The 18,467-nt window shown below is 61.6% G+C and carries 19 protein-coding genes and 1 pseudogene; 13 read left to right on the top strand and 7 right to left on the bottom strand.

All coding sequences use genetic code 11. The annotated features are described in order from the left end of the window. Window positions 1-50 precede the first annotated feature (50 nt). The gene (locus Q4G24_RS15725) at window positions 51-1,289 is read right to left on the bottom strand and encodes a nitrate/nitrite transporter (RefSeq protein ID WP_303367485.1); all 1,239 of its coding nucleotides are present in this window, start codon (window positions 1,287-1,289) and stop codon (window positions 51-53) included. Between Q4G24_RS15725 and Q4G24_RS15720 the strand changes: the two genes are divergently transcribed. Next, window positions 1,204-1,839, top strand: a complete 636-nt coding sequence (locus Q4G24_RS15720; RefSeq protein WP_368660952.1) for a LysR substrate-binding domain-containing protein — start codon at window positions 1,204-1,206, stop codon at window positions 1,837-1,839. The genes Q4G24_RS15725 and Q4G24_RS15720 overlap by 86 nt on opposite strands. A 106-nt stretch (window positions 1,840-1,945) precedes the next feature. Here the strand turns inward: Q4G24_RS15720 and Q4G24_RS15715 are convergent, their stop codons facing one another. After that, window positions 1,946-3,379, bottom strand: coding sequence for a short-chain fatty acyl-CoA regulator family protein (locus tag Q4G24_RS15715; RefSeq protein WP_303367483.1), 1,434 nt, complete (start codon window positions 3,377-3,379; stop codon window positions 1,946-1,948). Between the two features lie 183 nt (window positions 3,380-3,562). Here Q4G24_RS15715 and aceB point away from each other — a divergent pair, with 183 nt between their 5' ends. The 5 genes and pseudogenes from aceB (at window position 3,563) to Q4G24_RS15690 (ending at window position 7,891) form a co-directional block, all read left to right on the top strand. Further along, complete coding sequence (gene aceB / locus Q4G24_RS15710) at window positions 3,563-5,152, top strand: malate synthase A (RefSeq protein ID WP_303367482.1); 1,590 nt, start codon at window positions 3,563-3,565, stop codon at window positions 5,150-5,152. A gap of 123 nt (window positions 5,153-5,275) precedes the next feature. Then, window positions 5,276-5,947 (top strand): hypothetical protein, encoded by a 672-nt coding sequence (locus tag Q4G24_RS15705; RefSeq protein ID WP_303367481.1) that lies wholly within the window; start codon window positions 5,276-5,278, stop codon window positions 5,945-5,947. Window positions 5,948-5,956: 9 nt separating this feature from the next. Further along, on the top strand, window positions 5,957-6,886 hold the full coding sequence (locus tag Q4G24_RS15700; RefSeq protein ID WP_303367480.1) for an isocitrate lyase: 930 nt from the start codon (window positions 5,957-5,959) through the stop codon (window positions 6,884-6,886). Between the two features lie 69 nt (window positions 6,887-6,955). Further along, on the top strand, window positions 6,956-7,198 hold the full coding sequence (locus tag Q4G24_RS15695; RefSeq protein WP_303367479.1) for a hypothetical protein: 243 nt from the start codon (window positions 6,956-6,958) through the stop codon (window positions 7,196-7,198). A 68-nt stretch (window positions 7,199-7,266) separates the two neighbouring features. Beyond that, window positions 7,267-7,891 (top strand): annotated as a pseudogene (locus tag Q4G24_RS15690) (epoxyqueuosine reductase QueH). A 4-nt stretch (window positions 7,892-7,895) separates the two neighbouring features. Here the strand turns inward: Q4G24_RS15690 and Q4G24_RS15685 are convergent. Then, window positions 7,896-9,293: a short-chain fatty acyl-CoA regulator family protein gene (locus Q4G24_RS15685; protein ID WP_303367478.1), complete on the bottom strand. Its 1,398-nt coding sequence runs from the start codon at window positions 9,291-9,293 to the stop codon at window positions 7,896-7,898. A 126-nt stretch (window positions 9,294-9,419) separates the two neighbouring features. On the opposite strand from Q4G24_RS15685, the gene Q4G24_RS15680 reads away from it, so the two are divergent. Genes Q4G24_RS15680 through prpB form a run of 4 tightly spaced genes read left to right on the top strand, consistent with a single transcriptional unit; the run spans window position 9,420 to window position 13,411 of the window. Then, window positions 9,420-9,800 (top strand): acyl-CoA thioesterase, encoded by a 381-nt coding sequence (locus tag Q4G24_RS15680; RefSeq protein WP_303367477.1) that lies wholly within the window; start codon window positions 9,420-9,422, stop codon window positions 9,798-9,800. Next, complete coding sequence (locus tag Q4G24_RS15675; RefSeq protein ID WP_303367476.1) at window positions 9,797-11,311, top strand: MmgE/PrpD family protein; 1,515 nt, start codon at window positions 9,797-9,799, stop codon at window positions 11,309-11,311. The genes Q4G24_RS15680 and Q4G24_RS15675 overlap by 4 nt, the downstream gene beginning before the upstream one ends. 11 nt (window positions 11,312-11,322) lie before the next feature. Next, window positions 11,323-12,480 (top strand): 2-methylcitrate synthase, encoded by a 1,158-nt coding sequence (gene prpC, locus Q4G24_RS15670; RefSeq protein WP_303367475.1) that lies wholly within the window; start codon window positions 11,323-11,325, stop codon window positions 12,478-12,480. A gap of 10 nt (window positions 12,481-12,490) precedes the next feature. Beyond that, complete coding sequence (gene prpB, locus Q4G24_RS15665) at window positions 12,491-13,411, top strand: methylisocitrate lyase (protein WP_303367474.1); 921 nt, start codon at window positions 12,491-12,493, stop codon at window positions 13,409-13,411. On the opposite strand, the gene Q4G24_RS15660 is transcribed toward prpB, so the two are convergent. Beyond that, window positions 13,408-14,280 carry a LysR family transcriptional regulator gene (locus Q4G24_RS15660; RefSeq protein ID WP_303367473.1) on the bottom strand — a complete coding sequence of 291 codons (873 nt, stop codon included), beginning with the start codon at window positions 14,278-14,280 and terminating at the stop codon, window positions 13,408-13,410. The two genes, prpB and Q4G24_RS15660, sit on opposite strands and share 4 nt — an antisense overlap. A 107-nt stretch (window positions 14,281-14,387) precedes the next feature. Between Q4G24_RS15660 and Q4G24_RS15655 the strand changes: the two genes are divergently transcribed. The 3 genes from Q4G24_RS15655 to Q4G24_RS15645 all read left to right on the top strand — a co-directional run bounded on the left by Q4G24_RS15655 (window position 14,388) and on the right by Q4G24_RS15645 (window position 17,043). Then, window positions 14,388-15,368, top strand: coding sequence for a DUF1852 domain-containing protein (locus Q4G24_RS15655; RefSeq protein ID WP_303367472.1), 981 nt, complete (start codon window positions 14,388-14,390; stop codon window positions 15,366-15,368). A gap of 40 nt (window positions 15,369-15,408) precedes the next feature. Next, window positions 15,409-16,452: a methionine synthase gene (locus Q4G24_RS15650; protein WP_303367471.1), complete on the top strand. Its 1,044-nt coding sequence runs from the start codon at window positions 15,409-15,411 to the stop codon at window positions 16,450-16,452. An 87-nt stretch (window positions 16,453-16,539) separates the two neighbouring features. Next, window positions 16,540-17,043, top strand: a complete 504-nt coding sequence (locus tag Q4G24_RS15645; protein ID WP_303367470.1) for a flavin reductase family protein — start codon at window positions 16,540-16,542, stop codon at window positions 17,041-17,043. 119 nt (window positions 17,044-17,162) lie between these two features. Here the strand turns inward: Q4G24_RS15645 and Q4G24_RS15640 are convergent, their stop codons facing one another. The 3 genes from Q4G24_RS15640 to Q4G24_RS15635 all read right to left on the bottom strand — a co-directional run bounded on the left by Q4G24_RS15640 (window position 17,163) and on the right by Q4G24_RS15635 (window position 18,378). Beyond that, window positions 17,163-17,447 carry an IS3 family transposase gene (locus Q4G24_RS15640; RefSeq protein WP_303367469.1) on the bottom strand — a complete coding sequence of 95 codons (285 nt, stop codon included), beginning with the start codon at window positions 17,445-17,447 and terminating at the stop codon, window positions 17,163-17,165. A 201-nt stretch (window positions 17,448-17,648) separates the two neighbouring features. Next, complete coding sequence (locus Q4G24_RS16670) at window positions 17,649-17,816, bottom strand: transposase (protein WP_368660951.1); 168 nt, start codon at window positions 17,814-17,816, stop codon at window positions 17,649-17,651. Window positions 17,817-17,925: 109 nt separating this feature from the next. Beyond that, window positions 17,926-18,378 carry a hypothetical protein gene (locus Q4G24_RS15635; protein ID WP_303367468.1) on the bottom strand — a complete coding sequence of 151 codons (453 nt, stop codon included), beginning with the start codon at window positions 18,376-18,378 and terminating at the stop codon, window positions 17,926-17,928. Between the last annotated feature and the right edge of the window lie 89 nt (window positions 18,379-18,467).

The following is an 18,467-nucleotide window of genomic DNA, read 5'->3' as shown; positions in this document are numbered from 1 at the left end:
CATCGCCATCGCCGCAACCGTCATTCGTTTGCCGTGAACGTCAACAGGCGCTAGCGCCTGCCATGCGCAATATTCAGGCTTTCGGGCATGTTTCGTAGCCACAGAATGGCGATGGTTCCGATGATTGGTCCCGGAATCAGCGCCAGAAATGCCCACCGCCATCCTCCGATCAGATCGGCGATCAGGGGCAGCAGCTGAATGGACAGGATCGTGATCAGAAAGCCTATACCCATCTGCATGGTCAGGGCAGTTCCGACCAGATGCTTGTCGGCCACCTCGGTCACCATCGCTGAAAACTGCGCCGAATCCCCAATCACCGAAGCGCCCCAGATAGCGACAATGATCAGGAACAACCAAAGCGGGCCATTGTAGGTCAGCCCCACCATTATGGCACAGGTGCCCGAAACGATCATCATCCCCGCCGTCGTCAGAGTTCGTCCGAACCGGTCCGCCAGCACGCCGCCGGCAATGGCACCGGCGACGCCGGCTGCGATGGCGCTAAAGACGATCAGCGAGGCAATGCGCCCCGGTGATTCCACCCCCACATTCGGGAGCATGTGTTGGGTATAGACAAGAAGCCACGCCCACATGGCGTAAAGTTCCCACATATGCCCGAAATAGCCGAGGTTCGCCAAAGCGACCGGGCGACTGCGAAAGACGCGGGCAGCCTGACGCAGATCGAATTTTGCGCGGCTGTAGGGATAGGGACCTTCGCGCAGGGTCAGCAGGAAAATGGCCGCGCCCGTGACCGAAATCGCCGCAGATGCCAGCAGCACGACGCGCCAATCCACCGTCGAGGTGAGAGACCGCACAAGATGCGGCATGGCAGAGCCAAGCGTCAGGCCGCCGATCACCAGCCCCATGGCAAGCCCGCGCCCCCGCACAAACCAGGTTGTGGTCAGCTTCATGGCGGGTGGATAGACCAGCGCCAGCGCAAAGCCGGTCAGAAAGCGCAAAACCATCGCGCCTTCGGCCGAACCGACGACCACGACCAGAAAGGTGAAAAGACCAGCCAGAGCAGCACCTGCCGTCATCAGACGGATCGGCGGCAGGATGTCTGCAAGGTTGACAAGACTCATCCCCAGCGCACCCATGACGAAGCCAGCCTGAACGCCATTTGTCAGGATTGCGGACATGCCCGGCGACAGATCCCACATCGCCCGCAATTCCGGTAGAACCGCGGTGGCCGAAAACCACGGCGTCATGGAACAGATCACACCAAGGCAGATAAGCGCGAGCATTTTGAACCGCTTGGCCGTGCCGTGTTCGGCGTCTTCTGAAACCATCATTACTACTCCCACCTTGTGCGGGGCAGCCCAGAAATGCGCGGCTTCCTCTCAACTGCCGCCCCACAGCTTATACATTACTTCCATATATTCATCCGCGATGTCATGGCGTTCATCGTGGTCGAGCGGAAATTCACGGCAGCAATCACCAACGACCGCGTTCAGGCCGATCAAGCGACGCGCAGCGCAGGACGAAACGCGACGACAAATCTGGAGAGATGACCTTATGCGGCACCAGTGCATCAATCTGCGGCTTCCCACCTCGGGTGCGATCTACGCATGGGAGTTCCAGAAAGGAGACAGGGAATTCAGTGTCCGTGTCAGCGGGCAACTGACCTTCAACAACTATCTGCCGGCGGTCGAGGCCGCGCTCGACGGGGTGGGGCTGATATACGCCCCGCGCGCGTTCCTTGAAGACCACCTGGCCTCGGGCCGCCTGCAAGAAGCCCTGAACGACTGGACGCCCACATTCCAGGGGTATCACCTCTATTATCCCAGCAGACGCAACCTCCCCCCGGCCTTCTCTGCCTTCGTAAAAGCGTTCAGGTGTTGACGCGCTATGTGCCTCTGTTCCGTAAGCGGTGTGACCCAGCGGCAATCCTTGGAATCTTCAGCTATGGAAGTATGACTGACATCTGCCGGCCTCCGGGTTCCGTAGTTCAATTCTGGTCAAAACTGAAACTCGACACGCCCCGGCTGCGCTCCGAGAAGCTGAAGGCACGGTTGATCGGCGGGTAGGCTCGCGAGGGACAGTTGGGCCGCTCGCACAGGTAGCAGTTCGCGCCGATCTCGACGGGCTGGAGCGCATTCAGATCAAGGTCCTTCGCATAGGTCAGTCTTGGGGCGTAGGCGATGTCACAGCCGAGGCCGATGGCAAAGCGTGCAGCGGGGCTGGCATAGGTGCCAAGCTGGCGGGTGACCGAACGCGCGATCGAGAAATATCGCGTTCCGTCTGGCATCCCGATCAACTGAGTGTGTACGCGATCGGGAGCTTCGAAACAGCTGTGAACATTCCATAAAGGGCAAGAACCGCCAAACTTGGAAAAGTGAAACCTCCCCGCGCTGAATCGTTTCGACACGTTACCCGCCTTGTCGACGCGCACGAAGAAGAACGGCACACCTCGCGCCTCGGGGCGTTGCAGCGTCGTCAGACGGTGCGCCGTCTGCTCGAAGCTGGTGCTGAACCGCTGGCACAGAATCTCGACATCGTAGCGCTCGGCTTCGGCCGCTTTCTGGAAGCGGCCATAGGGCATCAGAAGGGCCGCGGCGAAGTAATTCGCAAAGCTCGTGCGCAGCAGCGGTCGCGCGTCGTCGGACAGACCTGCCGCGTCGCATTCCGCCTCGATCAGCTCCTCATATTCGAGCCGCGCCAGCTGCACCGCCAGTTGAAAGCGCCGCCCCGGCTGGTCCAGCCGTTCGGACAGGTTGAGGTGCCGCCGATACGGGTCGCGCCACATCAACTGGCCGGGCATGACATCCTGCGGCAGGATCCGCACGCGGTAATCATGGCGCTCGCGCAGACGGTCGTTCAGGACGATCTGCGGCTCGTTGCGCCATATCTCTAGGTCGTCGGCGAGTGCTTCGGCGGCACGGTCGATCCGGTCGATATGGTTCTGCCGTTCGTGGAAATGCGCGCGCACCTCGTCCACAGGTCGGACGGATTGTTCCAGCAACTCGACCTTGTCGCGATCCGAAAAGGGGTTTTCCTCGGAAATCGCCGCCATCGCCATGGCGCGATACTTATCGTGCAGGCGCAGCACGGCGCGGGCCAGTGCAGGCGACAGGTTCACGGCTTCCTCGACTTCGGTCCTCGGGATCGCCTCGCCAAAGACCGGGTCCTTCAGCGCAGCTTCAAGCGCGCTTTGCAGCTGCAGATCACTCCCGCCGGCAATCTCGGTCATCGAGAAATCATAAACCTGACTGAGCTTTACAAGGAGCTTCGCACTGACCGGACGCTGATTGGCCTCGATCAGGGTGATGTAGGACGGGGACACATCAAGGTCCTGTGCCATCTGTGCCTGGGTCAAACCCAAGGACCTGCGAAGTCGCTTGAGCCGCGCTCCGATGATAAGTTTCTCGCCTCGGTCGGCCATGACAAACCTTACACCTTTCTGCACTGCGTCATTACAATAATGACAGGCTAACCCGTTTGTTTGCAAAGGTATATTTTATATTTTCCGTGACATTACTAACCTAACACAACGCCGCGAATCCAGAGGATAGCTCCCGTCATGAACGTTGAACTCAAGCACCCGCCCGAAACTGATACCGCGCATGTGAGCGTGCTGCGCGAAGCGCCCGGAACCGAGCGAGTTCTGACGCCCGAAGCTCTGACATTCGTGGCCGGGCTCCAGACGAAGTTTGGTGAGCAACTGCGCATCATGCTGCAAAACCGCCACACCTCGCAAATGCACTTCGATACCGGCCTGCTGCCGTATTTCCGCGAGGAAACCGAAGATGTGCGGGACGGTGATTGGTGTGCAGCACCGGTGCCAGAGGTGCTGGCAGATCGCCGTGTGGAAATCACCGGACCAGTCGATCGCAAGATGATGATCAACGCGCTCAACTCTGGCGCCAAGGTGTTCATGGCAGATTTCGAGGACGCCACCGCGCCCAGCTTTGCCAATATCATCGCGGGCCACGCAAACATGCTGGATTACCGCGAGGGCACTCTGGCTCTTGATGATGCCAAAACCGGCAAGTCCTATAGGGTTGGGGACAACCCGGCCCTCTTGATTCCGCGCCCCCGTGGCCTGCATCTGATGGAAGAGAATGTCTTTGTCGATGGTCGCCCGATCTCGGCGGCACTATTCGATATCGGGCTTCTCCTGTTCCACTGTGGCGAGGCTTTGCATGCAAAGGGCATCGGGCCGTTCTTCTACCTGCCCAAGATCCAAGGCCACACCGCCGCGCGCTTCTGGAACAACGTTCTGAACCATTGTGAGGATGTGTTGGGGTTGCCGCAGGGCACCACCAAGGTCACTGTCCTGATCGAAACCCTGCCCGCAGCCTTTGTCATGGACGAGATCATCCATGAGCTGCAAGATCGGATCGTCGGACTGAATTGCGGGCGTTGGGACTATATTTTCAGCTATATCAAATGCCTGCGCGAACACCCGGCTTACCTGCTCCCCGACCGCGCCCAAGTGACGATGGACCGCGATTTCCTTGCCGCATATTCGGACCTTTTGGTGCAGACCTGCCACCGGCGCGGCATTCACGCCATGGGCGGCATGGCCGCGCAAATCCCGGTCAAGGGTGATGAAGCTGCCAATTCGGCCGCCTTTGACAAGGTGCGCGCCGACAAGCTGCGCGAGGTGAAGGCCGGTCATGATGGCACCTGGGTCGCGCATCCCGATCTGGTTCCCGTAGCGATGGAGGTGTTTGACACCCATATGCCGGGGCCGAACCAGATCGACGCCCCGCGCGAGACCCGCAAGATCACCGAAGAGATGCTGCTTGCGCCGCATCAAGGCCAGATCACCGAGGCCGGGGTGCGCGGCAACCTCTCTGTTGCCATCGCCTATCTGGCGAACTGGATTTCGGGACGGGGCGCTGTGCCCCTGAACAACCTGATGGAGGATGCGGCCACGGCCGAAATCGCCCGTATGCAGCTGTGGCAGTGGAACCGTCACGGCGCCATCGTGCACCTGTCCGGCGGCGGTGATCGGAAGATGAGCGAAGTATGGCTGGCGGAACTGATCCAGCAAGAGATCGAAACACTTCTGGCCCAGCATGACGCCACAGGTTTTCATCGCGGCCGCTACGCCTCGGCAATACGGATTGTGCAGGAAGCTGTGTTGGCAAAGACCCCGCCTGAATTCCTCACCATCCCCGCTTATGCGGTTCTGAACGCGCTCGACTGATGGACCCGATCACCATGCTGTCGCCTTTTGGCGGACCGCTTCCCGAGGCATGGGAACGCCCCACCAAAGCCGAGCCACACACCCAACCGAAAACACCCGAAACAACCACCGAAAGGAAAACATATGACACCGCGCAAGACTTTTTCGGAAATCCGGTCGGAAATCGCGGCCAGATACCCCTCCGGCCAGACCTCCAACGGGATCTCGGTCGATGACATTGCCCAGCTGAGGCTGCAAAATACCTGGAACACGCATCTGGACATTGCACGCGCCATGGCAACCGTGATGCGCGCGGACATGGCGGCCTATGACGCTGATGCGACGCAGTTCACGCAATCGCTGGGCTGTTGGTCAGGTTTCCACGCGCAGCAGATGATCAAAGCGGTCAAGCGGATGCGCGGCACGGCCAAGGGCACCTATGTCTACCTGTCGGGCTGGATGGTCGCCGGTCTGCGCAACACCTGGGGCCATCTGCCCGACCAGTCGATGCATGAAAAGACGGCTGTGGCCGACCTGATCGAAGAAATCTATGTCTCGCTGCGTCAGGCCGATGAGGTGGCGCTGAACGATCTGTTCCGCGAACTGAAGGCGGCGAACAGCGAGGCCGAGCGCGCCGAGGTTGTCGCGAAGATCGATAACTTCGAAACCCATGTCGTGCCGATCATCGCCGACATCGACGCGGGCTTCGGCAACGAACATGCGACCTACCTGCTGGCCAAGGAGCTGATCAAGGCCGGCGCCTGCTGCCTGCAGATCGAGAACCAGGTTTCAGACGCCAAGCAATGCGGCCACTAGGATGGCAAGGTGACGGTCCCGCGCGAGGATTTCATCGAAAAACTGTGCGCCTGCCGTCTGGCCTTCGAGGAACTCGGCGTCGATGACGGCGTGATCGTTGCGCGCACGGACAGCCTTGGTGCGGGCCTGACGCAGAAGGTGCCGGTGAGCCTTGAGCCCGGCGATCTGGCTTCCGACTACATCAAGTGGCTGAAGACCGAGGCGATCACCGAGGCGAACCCGATCCGCGACGGCGAGCTGGCGCTTTATCAAGACGGTCAGTTCGTCAAACCCAAGCGCCTGCCGAACGGCCTCTTCCCGTTCAAGCCGAACACCGGACGCGCACGCGTGATCGAAGACTGCATCGCCAACCTGACGCAAGGCGGCGCGGACCTTCTGTGGATCGAGACCGACACGCCCAATGTGGACGAGATCGCTTCGATGGTGAACGAGATCAAGAAGGTCGTACCGAACGCCAAGCTGACCTACAACAACTCGCCCAGCTTCAACTGGACGCTGAACCTGCGCAAACAGGTTCGGGCACAATGGCTGAGTGAGGGCAAGATCGCGGAAGCGGACTACCCGGATGGTAACGAACTGATGAAGCCGGATTTCGATGACACGGATCTGGGCCGCGAGGCGGATGCCCGCCTGCAACCGTTCCAGCACGACATCTCGGCGCGGGCAGGCGTGTTCCACAACCTCATCACCCTGCCGACCTTCCACCTGACCGCCAAGTCCGTCGATGAACTCAGCCGCGGTTACTTTGGCGAAGACAAGATGCTGGCTTATGTGAAAACCGTGCAGCGCGAGGAAATCCGTCGCGGCGTCTCGGCGGTCAAGCACCAGCACGAGGTCGGCTCGGACCTTGGCGACACGTTCAAGGAAATGGTCGCGGGCGAACGCGCGCTGAAGGCGGGCGGTCATGCCAACACGATGAACCAGTTCGCGGCCGAATAAGGCCGCGCCATTGCCCCCGGTCGATCAGACCGGCCGGGGGCGTATCACCCGACATCAAGGAGACCTAGAATGAATACCAACACCGAATTCAACCGGGTCGAACGGCCCGAAACCGACGCCCAGACCCGCGCGATCCACCGCGTCGCCGATGCCGTGCACCGTCTGAACGAGACCGTCCAACGCGCGGTGAATGAGGGCGTTTCGGTCGAACTGGTCCGCGTCTCGCGTCATCACAGCGGCAACGGATCGTGGGGCGATCAGGTCGTGCCCACGGTGCGCGACACGAAAAAAGCGGATGAAAAGGCCGCCTGACAGGGATAGCGGCGCGGTCGCATCCGCGCCGCCGTTTCTTGAACCGCGATTATGCTAAACGCCACGGCATGACACAAGCTGAACGCCCGATCCTGACCCCGCCCGGCGGCCACAAGAAAGTGCTGCTGCATTCCTGCTGCGCCCCCTGTTCGGGCGAGGTGATGGAGGCGATGACCGCAAGCGGGATCGACTATACGATCTTCTTTTATAATCCAAATATCCATCCGCTTTGCCGAAACGCATGACGTGCCCTTCATCGACTGCGACTATGACACCGATAACTGGTTCGCTCGCGCCAAAGGGATGGAATGGGAACCCGAGCGTGGGATCCGTTGCACCATGTGTTTCGACATGCGCTTCGAGCGGACGGCGCTTTACGCGCACGAGCATGGCTTTCCGGTGATGACCTCATCCCTCGGCATCTCTCGCTGGAAGGACATGAAGCAGATCAACGGCTGCGGCGCGCGCGCCGCCGCACCCTATGACGGTTTGGACTACTGGGATTTCAACTGGCGCAAGGGCGGCGGTGCCAGCCGGATGATCGAGATTTCCAAGCGCGAGGAATTCTATCAGCAGGAATATTGCGGCTGCGTCTATTCGCTGCGCGACACAAACCGTCACCGGCGCGAGGTAGGTCGCGGGCCGATTGATATCGGCAAGCTTTATTACCGCAAGGACGACAAGGCGGGCTGAGCCTCTACGCTTCTGGCCGGACTGCGTAGGGTGCGAAGCTGCGCTGCGCGGTCGTTTGCTCCAACGGTCGCCCGATCATCGGAAAGGCGCGTTGGCGGCAGCTTGCGCGTTCGCACAGCTTGCAGCCCGGCCCGATGGGCGTCACCGCGCTGTCAGCCTTGATGTCGATGCCGCGACCATAAACCAGCCGCTCGGCATGGGCGAGATCACAGTCAAGGGCCACGGCGAATTGCTTGCGTTCAGCGCCATATCCCCCCGGCCCCTGTTCGACCGTGCGCGCGATCCACAGATAGCGCCGCCCGTCCGGCATCTCGGCCAGTTGGGTCAGCACCTCGCCCGGGCGGGCGAAGGCCTCATAGACCTTCCACAGCGGACAGGATCCGCCGAACCGCGAAAAATGGAAATCCGTCGCCGATTGCCGTTTCGAGATATTGCCCGCCCGATCCACACGGATGAAAAAGAAAGGCACACCGCGCGCACCGGGCCGTTGCAGGGTCGAAAGGCGGTGGCAGGTGGTCTCAAAACCGACGCCGAAATGTCGCGCGATCAGTTCGATATCGTAACTCCGCGCCTCGGCCACATCGAGAAAGTCGCGATAGGGCAGGATGACCGCCCCGGCGAAATAGCTGGCCAGCCCGATGCGAAGCTGTGCCGCCGCTTCGGGATCGAGGCCCGAGTCGGCGACAAGGCGCGCGATGGCCGTTTCCTGCTCCAGGAAAGCCAGCTGCACGGCGATCTGAAAGGCGCGTTGTCCCGGTGACAGATGCGCGGCAAGATGCAGGATGCGGGAACCTTCGTCGTAGCGGCGCAGGGTGGTGCCGTCTTCGTCGATCCTGATCTTCACGCCGTGGCGCCCGGCCAGCCGCGCCGCCAGCCCCTCGGCCATGGCGCCGGGCGGCAAGCCATCGCCGATTGCTTCGGCGGCCTCGTCCAGCAGGCCGATATAATTGCGCCGCTCGTAGAACCAGTCGCGCACCGCCTCGAATGCGGTGGGCGGCAGCGGCATGCCAGCCCCGCCCGAGACCCGCTCGGCCAGCAGGTCGGCGCGCTCCACAGCCTCGCGCAACCGACGCTGCTGGACGACGATTGCGCGCGCGATGCCCGGCATATTCGCCGCCAGTTCCCGCAATTCCGCCGTGCCGGGCGCTTCGCCCTGATCGCCAAGCGCCGCGCGCAGATCCGTCACCAGCCGCGCCTCGTCCCCTTCGGCGAACAGCTGCACGTCAAGGCCAAGCACTTCATTTAAACGCAGCAGCACGGGCACCGTCAGCGGCCGCTGGTTGCGCTCGATCTGGTTGAGGTAGCTGGGCGAGATGTCGAGCATCTTCGCCAGCCCGCTCTGGGTCAGGCCGCGCTCTTCACGCAGCACCCGCAAGCGCACGCCCATGAAGGTCTTCTTCATATCATTATCTTTCGCAATATTCGCAATTTTACGCCAGACCCTTCGCAAGATCGCGCTTTTTCAGCAGTTTAATGGGCATTCGGGTTTGTGAGAAGTTTGTTTTGCAAATTTTGTGAAACAGAAGCCATGCCCGAGCCGACGATTCTTACCGAAATGATCCTGCCCGATCAGGCGAACCACTACGGCACGCTCTTTGGCGGGCGCGGCCTGTCGCTGATGACGCGGGCGGCCTTCGTCGCCGCCAGCCGTCATGCGCGCCGCAAGGTTGTGCTGGCCGCCTGTCACGAAGCCCGGTTCGACGCTCCGGTGCCGATGGGCAGCCTGTTCGTGCTGAGCGCATCGGTGACCAGCGTCGGGCGCAGCTCGATGAAAGTCCGGGTGAGCGGCACATGCGAACGCCCCGAGCAAGGCAGCAGCAGCCCTGTAGCACAAGCCACATTCACCATGGTCGCCGTCGATGACGATGGCCGCCCCGTCCCCGTTTCCGCATTGGAGAAGACCGCATGAAGACCCACGACATCCGCACATACAAATCGGCCGAAGACCTGCCGCGCGAAGACCAGCTTGCCTGGAAGATCGCGCGCGTCGCGGCCGATCCGGTCGCTGTCGAGACGGATGTGACCGGGATGATCGTCAACCGGATCATCGACAATGCCGCCATCGCGGCTGCCTCGCTTGCCCGCCGCCCCGTGGCCTCGGCCCGGGCGCAGGCGCTGTGCCACCCCTTCGCGCCGGGCGCCGCCATCTTCGGCATGGGGTCGGACACGCGTGTCAGCCCGGAATGGGCAGCGTGGGCCAATGGCGTGGCGGTGCGCGAGCTGGACTTTCATGACACGTTCCTTGCTGCCGACTATTCGCACCCCGGTGACAACATCCCACCGATCCTTGCCGTCGCCCAGCATACCGGCAAATCCGGCGCCGATCTGATCCGTGGGCTGGCCACCGGCTATGAAATCCAGGTGAACCTTGTGCGGGGCATCTGCCTGCATGAACACAAGATCGACCATATCGCCCATCTCGGCCCCTCGGCTGCCGCCGGGATCGGCACGCTTCTGGGGCTGGATACCGAGGTGATCTATCAGGCGGTGCAGCAGGCGCTGCATGTGACCACGACCACCCGCCAAAGCCGCAAGGGCGAGATTTCCTCGTGGAAGGCCTATGCGCCTGCCTTTGCGGGCAAGATGGCGATCGAGGCGGTGGATCGGGTGATGCGCGGCGAAGGTGCCCCGTCTCCGGCATGGGAGGGCGAGGACGGATTCATCGCCTATCTGCTGTCAGGCCCCGGCGCGATCTACCATGTGCCGCTGCCGGAACCCGGCGAGGCCAAGCATGCGATCCTTGACACCTATACCAAGGAACATTCCGCCGAATATCAAAGTCAGGCGCTGATCGACCTTGCCCGCAGGATGGGGCCGAAGATCGGCGATCTGTCCGCCGTGGACAGCATCGTCATCCACACCAGCCACCACACCCACTACGTCATCGGCACCGGCGCGGGCGATCCGCAAAAGATGGACCCGAAGGCCAGCCGCGAAACGCTGGACCATTCGATCATGTATATCTTTGCAGTCGCTTTGGAGGATGGCGGCTGGCATCACGAGAAATCCTATGCCCCCGCGCGTGCGAACCGCCCCGAGACCGTGGCGCTCTGGCACAAGATCTCCACGCTGGAAGACCCGGAATGGACGCGCCGCTATCACGCCCGCGATCCGAAGGAAAAGGCATTCGGCGGTCGCGTTGTCGTGACGCTGAAAGATGGCCGCGTGATCGAGGATGAACTGGCGCTGGCCGACGCGCATCCCGATGGCGCGCGGCCCTTCGTGCGGGAGAATTACATCCGCAAGTTCCTGACCCTGTCCGAAGGCATCGTCGCGCCAGAGGAACAGCAGCACTTCCTCGATGCGGCCGAACGGCTCGCCGATCTGAAAGCCGGCGATCTGGGCGCGCTGAACATCGCTGTTGACCCCGTGAAACTTGGCGTGGCGCGGCCCACCGGCATTTTCGACTTCAAGGTATGAGGGGGGATGACATGACACCGAAGCCAAAGAAATCTGTTGCCCTTTCGGGTGTCGAAGCCGGTAATACCGCGCTTTGCACCGTAGGGCGCAGCGGCAACGATCTGCATTATCGTGGCTATGACATCCTCGACATAGCCGAGGCGGCCAGTTTCGAGGAGATCGCCTATCTGCTTGTGCACGGTGATCTGCCCGATGCGGCCCAGTTGTCGGCCTATCAGGCGAAACTTGCCAGATTACGCGGCCTGCCGGCCACGGTGCGGCAGGCACTGGAACTGATGCCCGCCGCCACGCATCCGATGGATGTGATGCGCACAGGCGTGTCGGCGCTTGGCTGCGCGCTGCCCGAGGCGCATGACCACGGCTCGGCAGGCGCGCGTGACATCGTTGACCGGCTGATGGCCTCGCTGGGTTCGATGCTGCTTTACTGGTATCATTTCGCCCAGAACGGCCGTCGGATCGAGGTGGAAGGCGACGAGACCTCGATCGCCGAACACTTCCTACGCCTGCTGCATGGACGCGCACCGTCCGACGCGCATATCCGCGCGATGCAGACCTCTTTGATCCTTTATGCAGAGCATGAATTCAACGCCTCGACCTTCGTTGCACGTTCCATCGCCTCGACCGGATCGGACATGTATTCGTCGATCACGGGCGCGATTGGCGCATTGCGCGGCCCGAAACACGGCGGCGCGAACGAAGTGGCCTACGACATCCAGTCGCGCTATTCCGGCCCCGATGAAGCAGGCGACGATATCCGCGCGCGGGTGCAAGCCAAAGAGATCGTGATCGGCTTCGGCCATCCGGTCTATACCGTCGCGGACCCACGAAATGTGGTGATCAGAGGCGTTGCCCAATCCCTTGCACAAGAGGCAGAGGACACGCGGCTTTTCGACATCGCTGCCCGGATCGAGAAGGTGATGGCGCAAGAGCGTAACATGTTCCCCAATCTGGATTGGTTCAGCGCGGTTTCCTATCATCTGATGGGGGTGCCGACGGCCATGTTCACACCACTTTTCGTCATCGCCCGCACCTCGGGCTGGGGCGCGCATGTGATCGAGCAGCGCGCCGATGGCAAGATCATCCGCCCCTCTGCCAATTATACCGGCCCCGAGAACCGCGATTTTGTGCCACTGGCCAAGCGCGGGCCGGAACAGTCGCGCGCCGCATAAGGAAACCCCGATGCCATATCTTATCGCCTCTGACCTTCCCAACCTGTCCGCCGGTCAGCGTTTCCGCAGCCTGCTCGACGCCCCCGGCATCCTGCGCCTGCCCGGCGCGCATAACGGGATGGCCGCATTGCAAGCCAAGGCCGCCGGTTTCGACGCCCTTTACCTGTCAGGGGCTGCCATGACCGCCTCGATGGGCCTGCCCGATCTGGGTATCATCACCGTTGATGAGGTGGCCTTTTTCATCCGGCAGATCGCGCGGGCTTCCGGCCTGCCGCTGCTGGTCGATGGCGACACCGGCTATGGCGAGGCGCTGAACGTCATGCACATGGTGCGCACGTTTGAAGAGGCCGGCGCAGGCGCGGTGCATCTGGAGGACCAGCTTCTGCCAAAGAAATGCGGGCACCTGAACGACAAGAAACTGGCGGGCGCCGCCGACATGGCCGCCAAGGTCGCCGCCGCCGCCCGCGCCCGGCGCGATCTGGTCATCATCGCGCGCACAGATGCGGCCGCCAGCGAGGGGATCGAGGGTGCCGTCGCCCGCGCGAAGTTGTATGTTCAGGCTGGGGCCGACGCGATCTTCCCCGAGGCGCTGACCTCCGTCGAGATGTTCCGCGAGGTTCGCGCAGCTTTGCCCGGTGTGAAGCTTCTGGCGAACATGACCGAGTTTGGCCGCACCCCGGCGCTGACCGCGCAGGAGTTCCAGGAGCTTGGCTATGACATGGTGATCTGGCCCGTTTCCTCGCTGCGGGTTGCAAACAAGGCGCAGGAAGAACTTTATGCGGCACTTGCCCGCGACGGGGCAACCACGGCCATGCTGAACCGGATGCAGACGCGGAAGGAACTCTACGAGACCATCGGGCTTGCGGCCTTCGAGGCGCTGGACCAGAGCATCGCCCTGTCCGTGGCACCGGATTGGGAGCAGCCCTCCTAGACCTTTGTTTGCGCGGCCAGTTCCAGCAGGCCACGCATGTAGTCGGGCCGCTCGCCCGTGCGCAGGCCGAGGTGGATGGACTTGGCGATGCCTTGTCCAATGCGCACCCCCTTGACCCCTTTGGCCTCGCGCACCAGCCAGTCCGGCGTCGCGCTGACGGCCCTGCCCGAGGCGACAAGGCGCATCATCAGGTCCGTGGTCTCGACGGTGCGGTGCCGACGCGGCAGGGCGCCTGCCGGCACGAGAAACTGCGTGAAGATGTCCAGCCTTTCACGGGCAACGGGATAGGTGACGAGCGTTTCGCCGCTCAGGTCGCCCGGCTCAACGGCAGCCTTGCCCGCCAAGGGGTGGCCCTCTGCCACGGCCAGCAGCAGTTCGTAATCGAACACCGGCAGATATTCGAGTCCCGGCCGCGCGACCGGATCGGGGGTCACCAGCACGTCGATCTCATGACCCAGAAGCGCCGTAAGCCCGCCGAACTGAAAGGCCGAGGTCACGTCCAGCTCGACATCCGGCCATTCGGCAAGGAAGGGATCAACCACGCGCATCAGCCAGTCCTGACAGGGATGACATTCCATCCCGATGCGGATCGCACCGCGACGGCCGCGCGCATAATCCTCCAGCACGCTCAGCCCATGTTCAAGCTGCGGCAACACCCGGTTCGCCAGCGCCAGCAGGTAATCCCCCGCGGGCGTCAGGCGCAGCGCGCGGCCCTCGCGCTGCCAGAGCTTGACGCCGTGACGTTCTTCGAACCGGCGGATGGCGTGGCTGATGGCCGATTGCGTGAGGCACAGCTTGTCGGCAGCAGCGGTCAGGCTGCCCGTGCGGTCAACCTCGCGCAGGATCGCCAGGGGTTGGGTGTCCAGCATTCCTATGACTCTCTGTCATGAAATTCTGAAATATTCCCATTTCCCGTCAAGAACAAGTTCCGTCATACAGCCCTGAAACCGCGCTTGCGATGAAAAGAGACATGACCATGACCGCCCAGTTCGATTTCACCATCAAGACCCTGCGTTTCGACGATGAATATACACCCGCCGAGAGCACCCGCCTGACCACCAACTTCGCCAATCTCGCGCGCGGCGAAAGCCGCCAGCAGAACCTGCGCAATGCCCTTCAGATGATCGACAATCGTTTCAACGATCTGGCGCATTGGGATAACCCCCATGGCGATCGTTACGGCGTCAAGCTCGATATCGTCTCGGTCGATCTGTCGGTGGACGGGGCGGCGGCGCGCTTTCCCGCCATCGAAATTCTCCAGACCACGATCACCGACCACAAGACCGGCGCCCAGATCCCCGGTATCGTCGGCAACAATTTCTCGTCCTATGTGCGTGATTACGATTTCAGCGTGCGGCTGCGTGAACATAACGCCGGGCGTGCCGGCTTCAGCGTGCCAGACGATTTCGGCGATCTGCATGGGCGCATCTTTCGGGCCTTCGTCGCGTCAGAGGCTTACAAGGCGCACTTCACCAAGCCGCCGGTGATCTGCCTCAGCGTCTCGGACGCAAAGACCTATACCCGCACCACCAATGTCCACCCGATTCTGGGCACTGAATACGCGCCGAACGAGACCTCGCTGACCGAAGCCTATTTCCGCAAGATGGGTATGACGGTGCGCTATTTCCTGCCTCACGGCAGCACCGCGCCCTTCGCTTTCTATTTCTTCGGCGATCTGCTGAACGACTACACCAATCTTGAGCTGATCGGCACCATCGCCACGATGGAGGCCTTCCAGAAGATCTATCGCCCCGAAATCTACAACGCGAATTCGGTGGCAGGCGAGGTGTTCAAACCGAGCCTCAAACATGAGGATTTCTCGCACACCCGCGTCGTCTATGACCGCGAGGAACGCACGCAACTGGCGATCCGGCAGGGTGAACTTGCGCGCGACACCTTCATCGTGCCGCTGCGCGCGGTGCTTGAAGATTGGTCCGCGCAATATGCCGCCGAATGACCGCCAAACCCAAAACGCACTCAAGAAGAGACCAGACCTGATGACCAAGCTCCTCCCCACCTCGACCGCTGGCAGCCTGCCCAAGCCCTCCTGGCTGTGCGAACCCGGAAAGCTCTGGTCTGACTGGAAGCTTGAAGGCGATGCCTTGGCCGAGGCAAAGCAAGACGCCCTGCGCATCACGCTGGCCGAACAGCAGCTTGCAGGCATCGACATCGTCAGCGATGGCGAACAGACGCGTCAGCATTTCGTGACCACCTTCATCGAAAGCCTCGCAGGCGTCGATTTCACCAAACGCGAGACGGTGACGATCCGCAAACGTTATGAGGCGAGCGTGCCGACGGTGGTGGGCGCTGTGGCGCGCACCAGGCCGGTCTTTGTCGAGGATGCGAAATTCCTGCGTGCCCAGACCAGATCGCCAATCAAATGGGCGCTGCCCGGACCGATGACGATGATCGACACGCTTTACGACGCTCATTACAAAAGCCGCGAGAAGCTGGCATGGGAATTTGCCAAAATCCTCAACGAAGAAGCGCGCGAGCTGGAAGCGGCCGGAGTGGACATCATCCAGTTCGATGAACCCGCCTTCAACGTCTTCTTCGAGGATGTGAACGACTGGGGCGTGGCAGCACTGGAACGCGCGGCCGAGGGGCTGAAATGCGAAACCGCCGTCCACATCTGCTATGGCTATGGCATCAAGGCCAATACCGACTGGAAAAAGACGCTCGGCAACGAATGGCGCCAATACGAGCAGACCTTCCCGACGATCCAGAAATCCAGCATCGGCATGGTTTCGCTGGAATGCCACAATTCGCATGTGCCGCTGGACCTGATCGAGCTGATCCGCGGCAAGAAGGTGATGGTGGGTGCGATTGACGTCGCCTCCAACACGATCGAGACGCCCGAGGAAGTCGCCGCGACCCTGCGCAAGGCGTTGCAATTCGTCGATGCCGACAAGCTTTACCCCTGCACCAACTGCGGGATGGCGCCGCTCTCGCGCGAGGTCGCGCGTGGCAAGCTGGGTGCCCTGAGCACAGGCGCCGAGATCATCCGCAAGGAGCTGTCGGCACAGAGATCGACCGCCTGAAGCCAGCCCGACTATCCTTCATTCGCCCGCTTTGCCCTGCAATGGGTCGCGGGCGTCTTCACCACGCCAAGACAGGAGGCCATCCCCTTGTCCGATCTGACACCTCTGAAGACGTTTGACGCACGCGCGTTCCGCGATTGTTGCGGCAGTTTTGCGACCGGTGTGACAGTAATCACCACCCGGAGCGCTGAGGGCGATCACGGCGCAACGGTCAGTGCCTTCATGTCCGTCTCGCTCGATCCGCCACTGATCTGCATTTCTCTGGATCGTCGCACGAAGATGCTGAAGAAGATCGAGGCGTCGGGTCGTTACGCGGTCAACATCCTCGCAACCGGTATGCAGGCCCATGCGCTCCATTTTGCCGGTCGCCGGTATGAAAACCTGACAGACCTGTTCATGGAGCATGATGGCCTGCCGGTCCTGCGCAATGCCGCAGCCATCATGGTCGCGAATGTCGTTCAGCAGGTCGAGGCCGGCGATCACGTCCTGCTCATTGGCCATGTGCAGCATCTGGAACGCGATCCCGTGGCCAACCCACTCCTCTATCACGCAGGGACATTCGGCAACCTCGCCGTGAACGTCGCCGAATAAACTCTGAACCTGCGGCCACCCAGCGAGCGCTTGGGAGGTTCGACTTTTGCGCCTTGGCGTTGGCCTGAGCCCCGACTTCCCTCCAGCTTTCCGGAGAATCCGTCGGTTGATTTCTGGCCTCATGCGGCCTTCGTTTCCAGTCTCGTTTTCAATGCAAATTCCTGCGGCGTGAAATTGCCCAGTGATGAGTGGGGGCTGTATCGGTTGTCGTCTTCCTTCCATTTCCGGCCGCCGCATTTCCTTACCTGTAGCTTGACTTCGCGATAGAGGCGCGGCAGCGTCTTCTGGTTCATCTGCCAGCCCTGCCGCTCCAGCATGACGTGCACGCGGCGATCGCCGAACCGGCGACGCCCCACTGCTACGGCCTTCATCGCCTTGCGCAACTCCGCATCGGCCGGGCGCACGCTGCGATACCGCACGCGCAACCGGGCTACGCTCAGAACCGAACACGCCCGCCGCTGGCTCACCGATGCGGTTTGCACAGATGCGCCACAGCTTCCCGCTTCGCGCCGGGCGTCACCACTTTCGCGAGGCGACATCCTTCAACATCGCGTTGTCCAGCATTTGCTCGGCGAGCAGCTTCGTGCTCCCGTCCTCAAGCGCCTTCAGCTTCCTGGCATCCGACACTTCGAGCCCGCCGAACGTCGCCTTCCACTTGTAGAACGTGGCCGGCTGATCCCATGCTCGCGGCACACCTCCGACGTCGCAACGCGGCTTTCCTGCTGCTTCAGGATCGCGATGATCTGCTCTTCGCTGAACCGTGATCTCTTCATCTGTCCGTCTCCTGCATCGGGACGGACCCTACCTCAAATTGGAGGAGAAAGCGGGGCTCAGGTCATGGTCCATAGTGCATCCATCCAAGCCTGAGAAAATAATGCACAATCAAATGCCAAGATCAAACAGCTTGGCCGTGCGGCTTATGCACGCCAAACTGGCGCGCATGGCAGCCGCAACTGGCGCATCCACGCTCATATTCGTCATGAAGGCGTAGGTGTCCGCCTGTCCACTTTTTACGAGCTCTTCGACATTACCGATTTCGGCGGAGAGGTCGCTAACTTTTAAGGCTTTTCCGGCATCGGACGTATGCTTGCACTGGATCGTGCCGATCGGTTGTTCGCCGCTTTGCGAAGGAATGAGAAATACTGCGTCTTGGCCGCCGCCCTGCGCCTCGCGAAATATTTCTACGGGCCGCCCCAAGACCACTTCGGAGACCTGTGAGCATAGGTCTTGAAAGGCGCACCAGCCAATCGTGTGAAGCGCGAGGTCACTCCACGGGCCATGCGCACGACGCGCTTGAGTATCCGCAACTTCGATCTGAGCGCGCACGTTTGTCACGCCCTCACGGTCCAATTAACGGAGAGTAGGTGTGGCTGAGCTACCCCCCGAAATTCGGACACTGACATAAGCTACGATTTGCAGTCTGC

The organism is Paracoccus sp. (in: a-proteobacteria) (assembly GCF_030538695.1).
In the GTDB taxonomy this organism is placed as follows: Bacteria; Pseudomonadota; Alphaproteobacteria; order Rhodobacterales; family Rhodobacteraceae; genus Paracoccus.
Note: the sequence above shows the minus strand (reverse complement) of the source record. Positions and strands in the feature narration are given on the sequence as shown.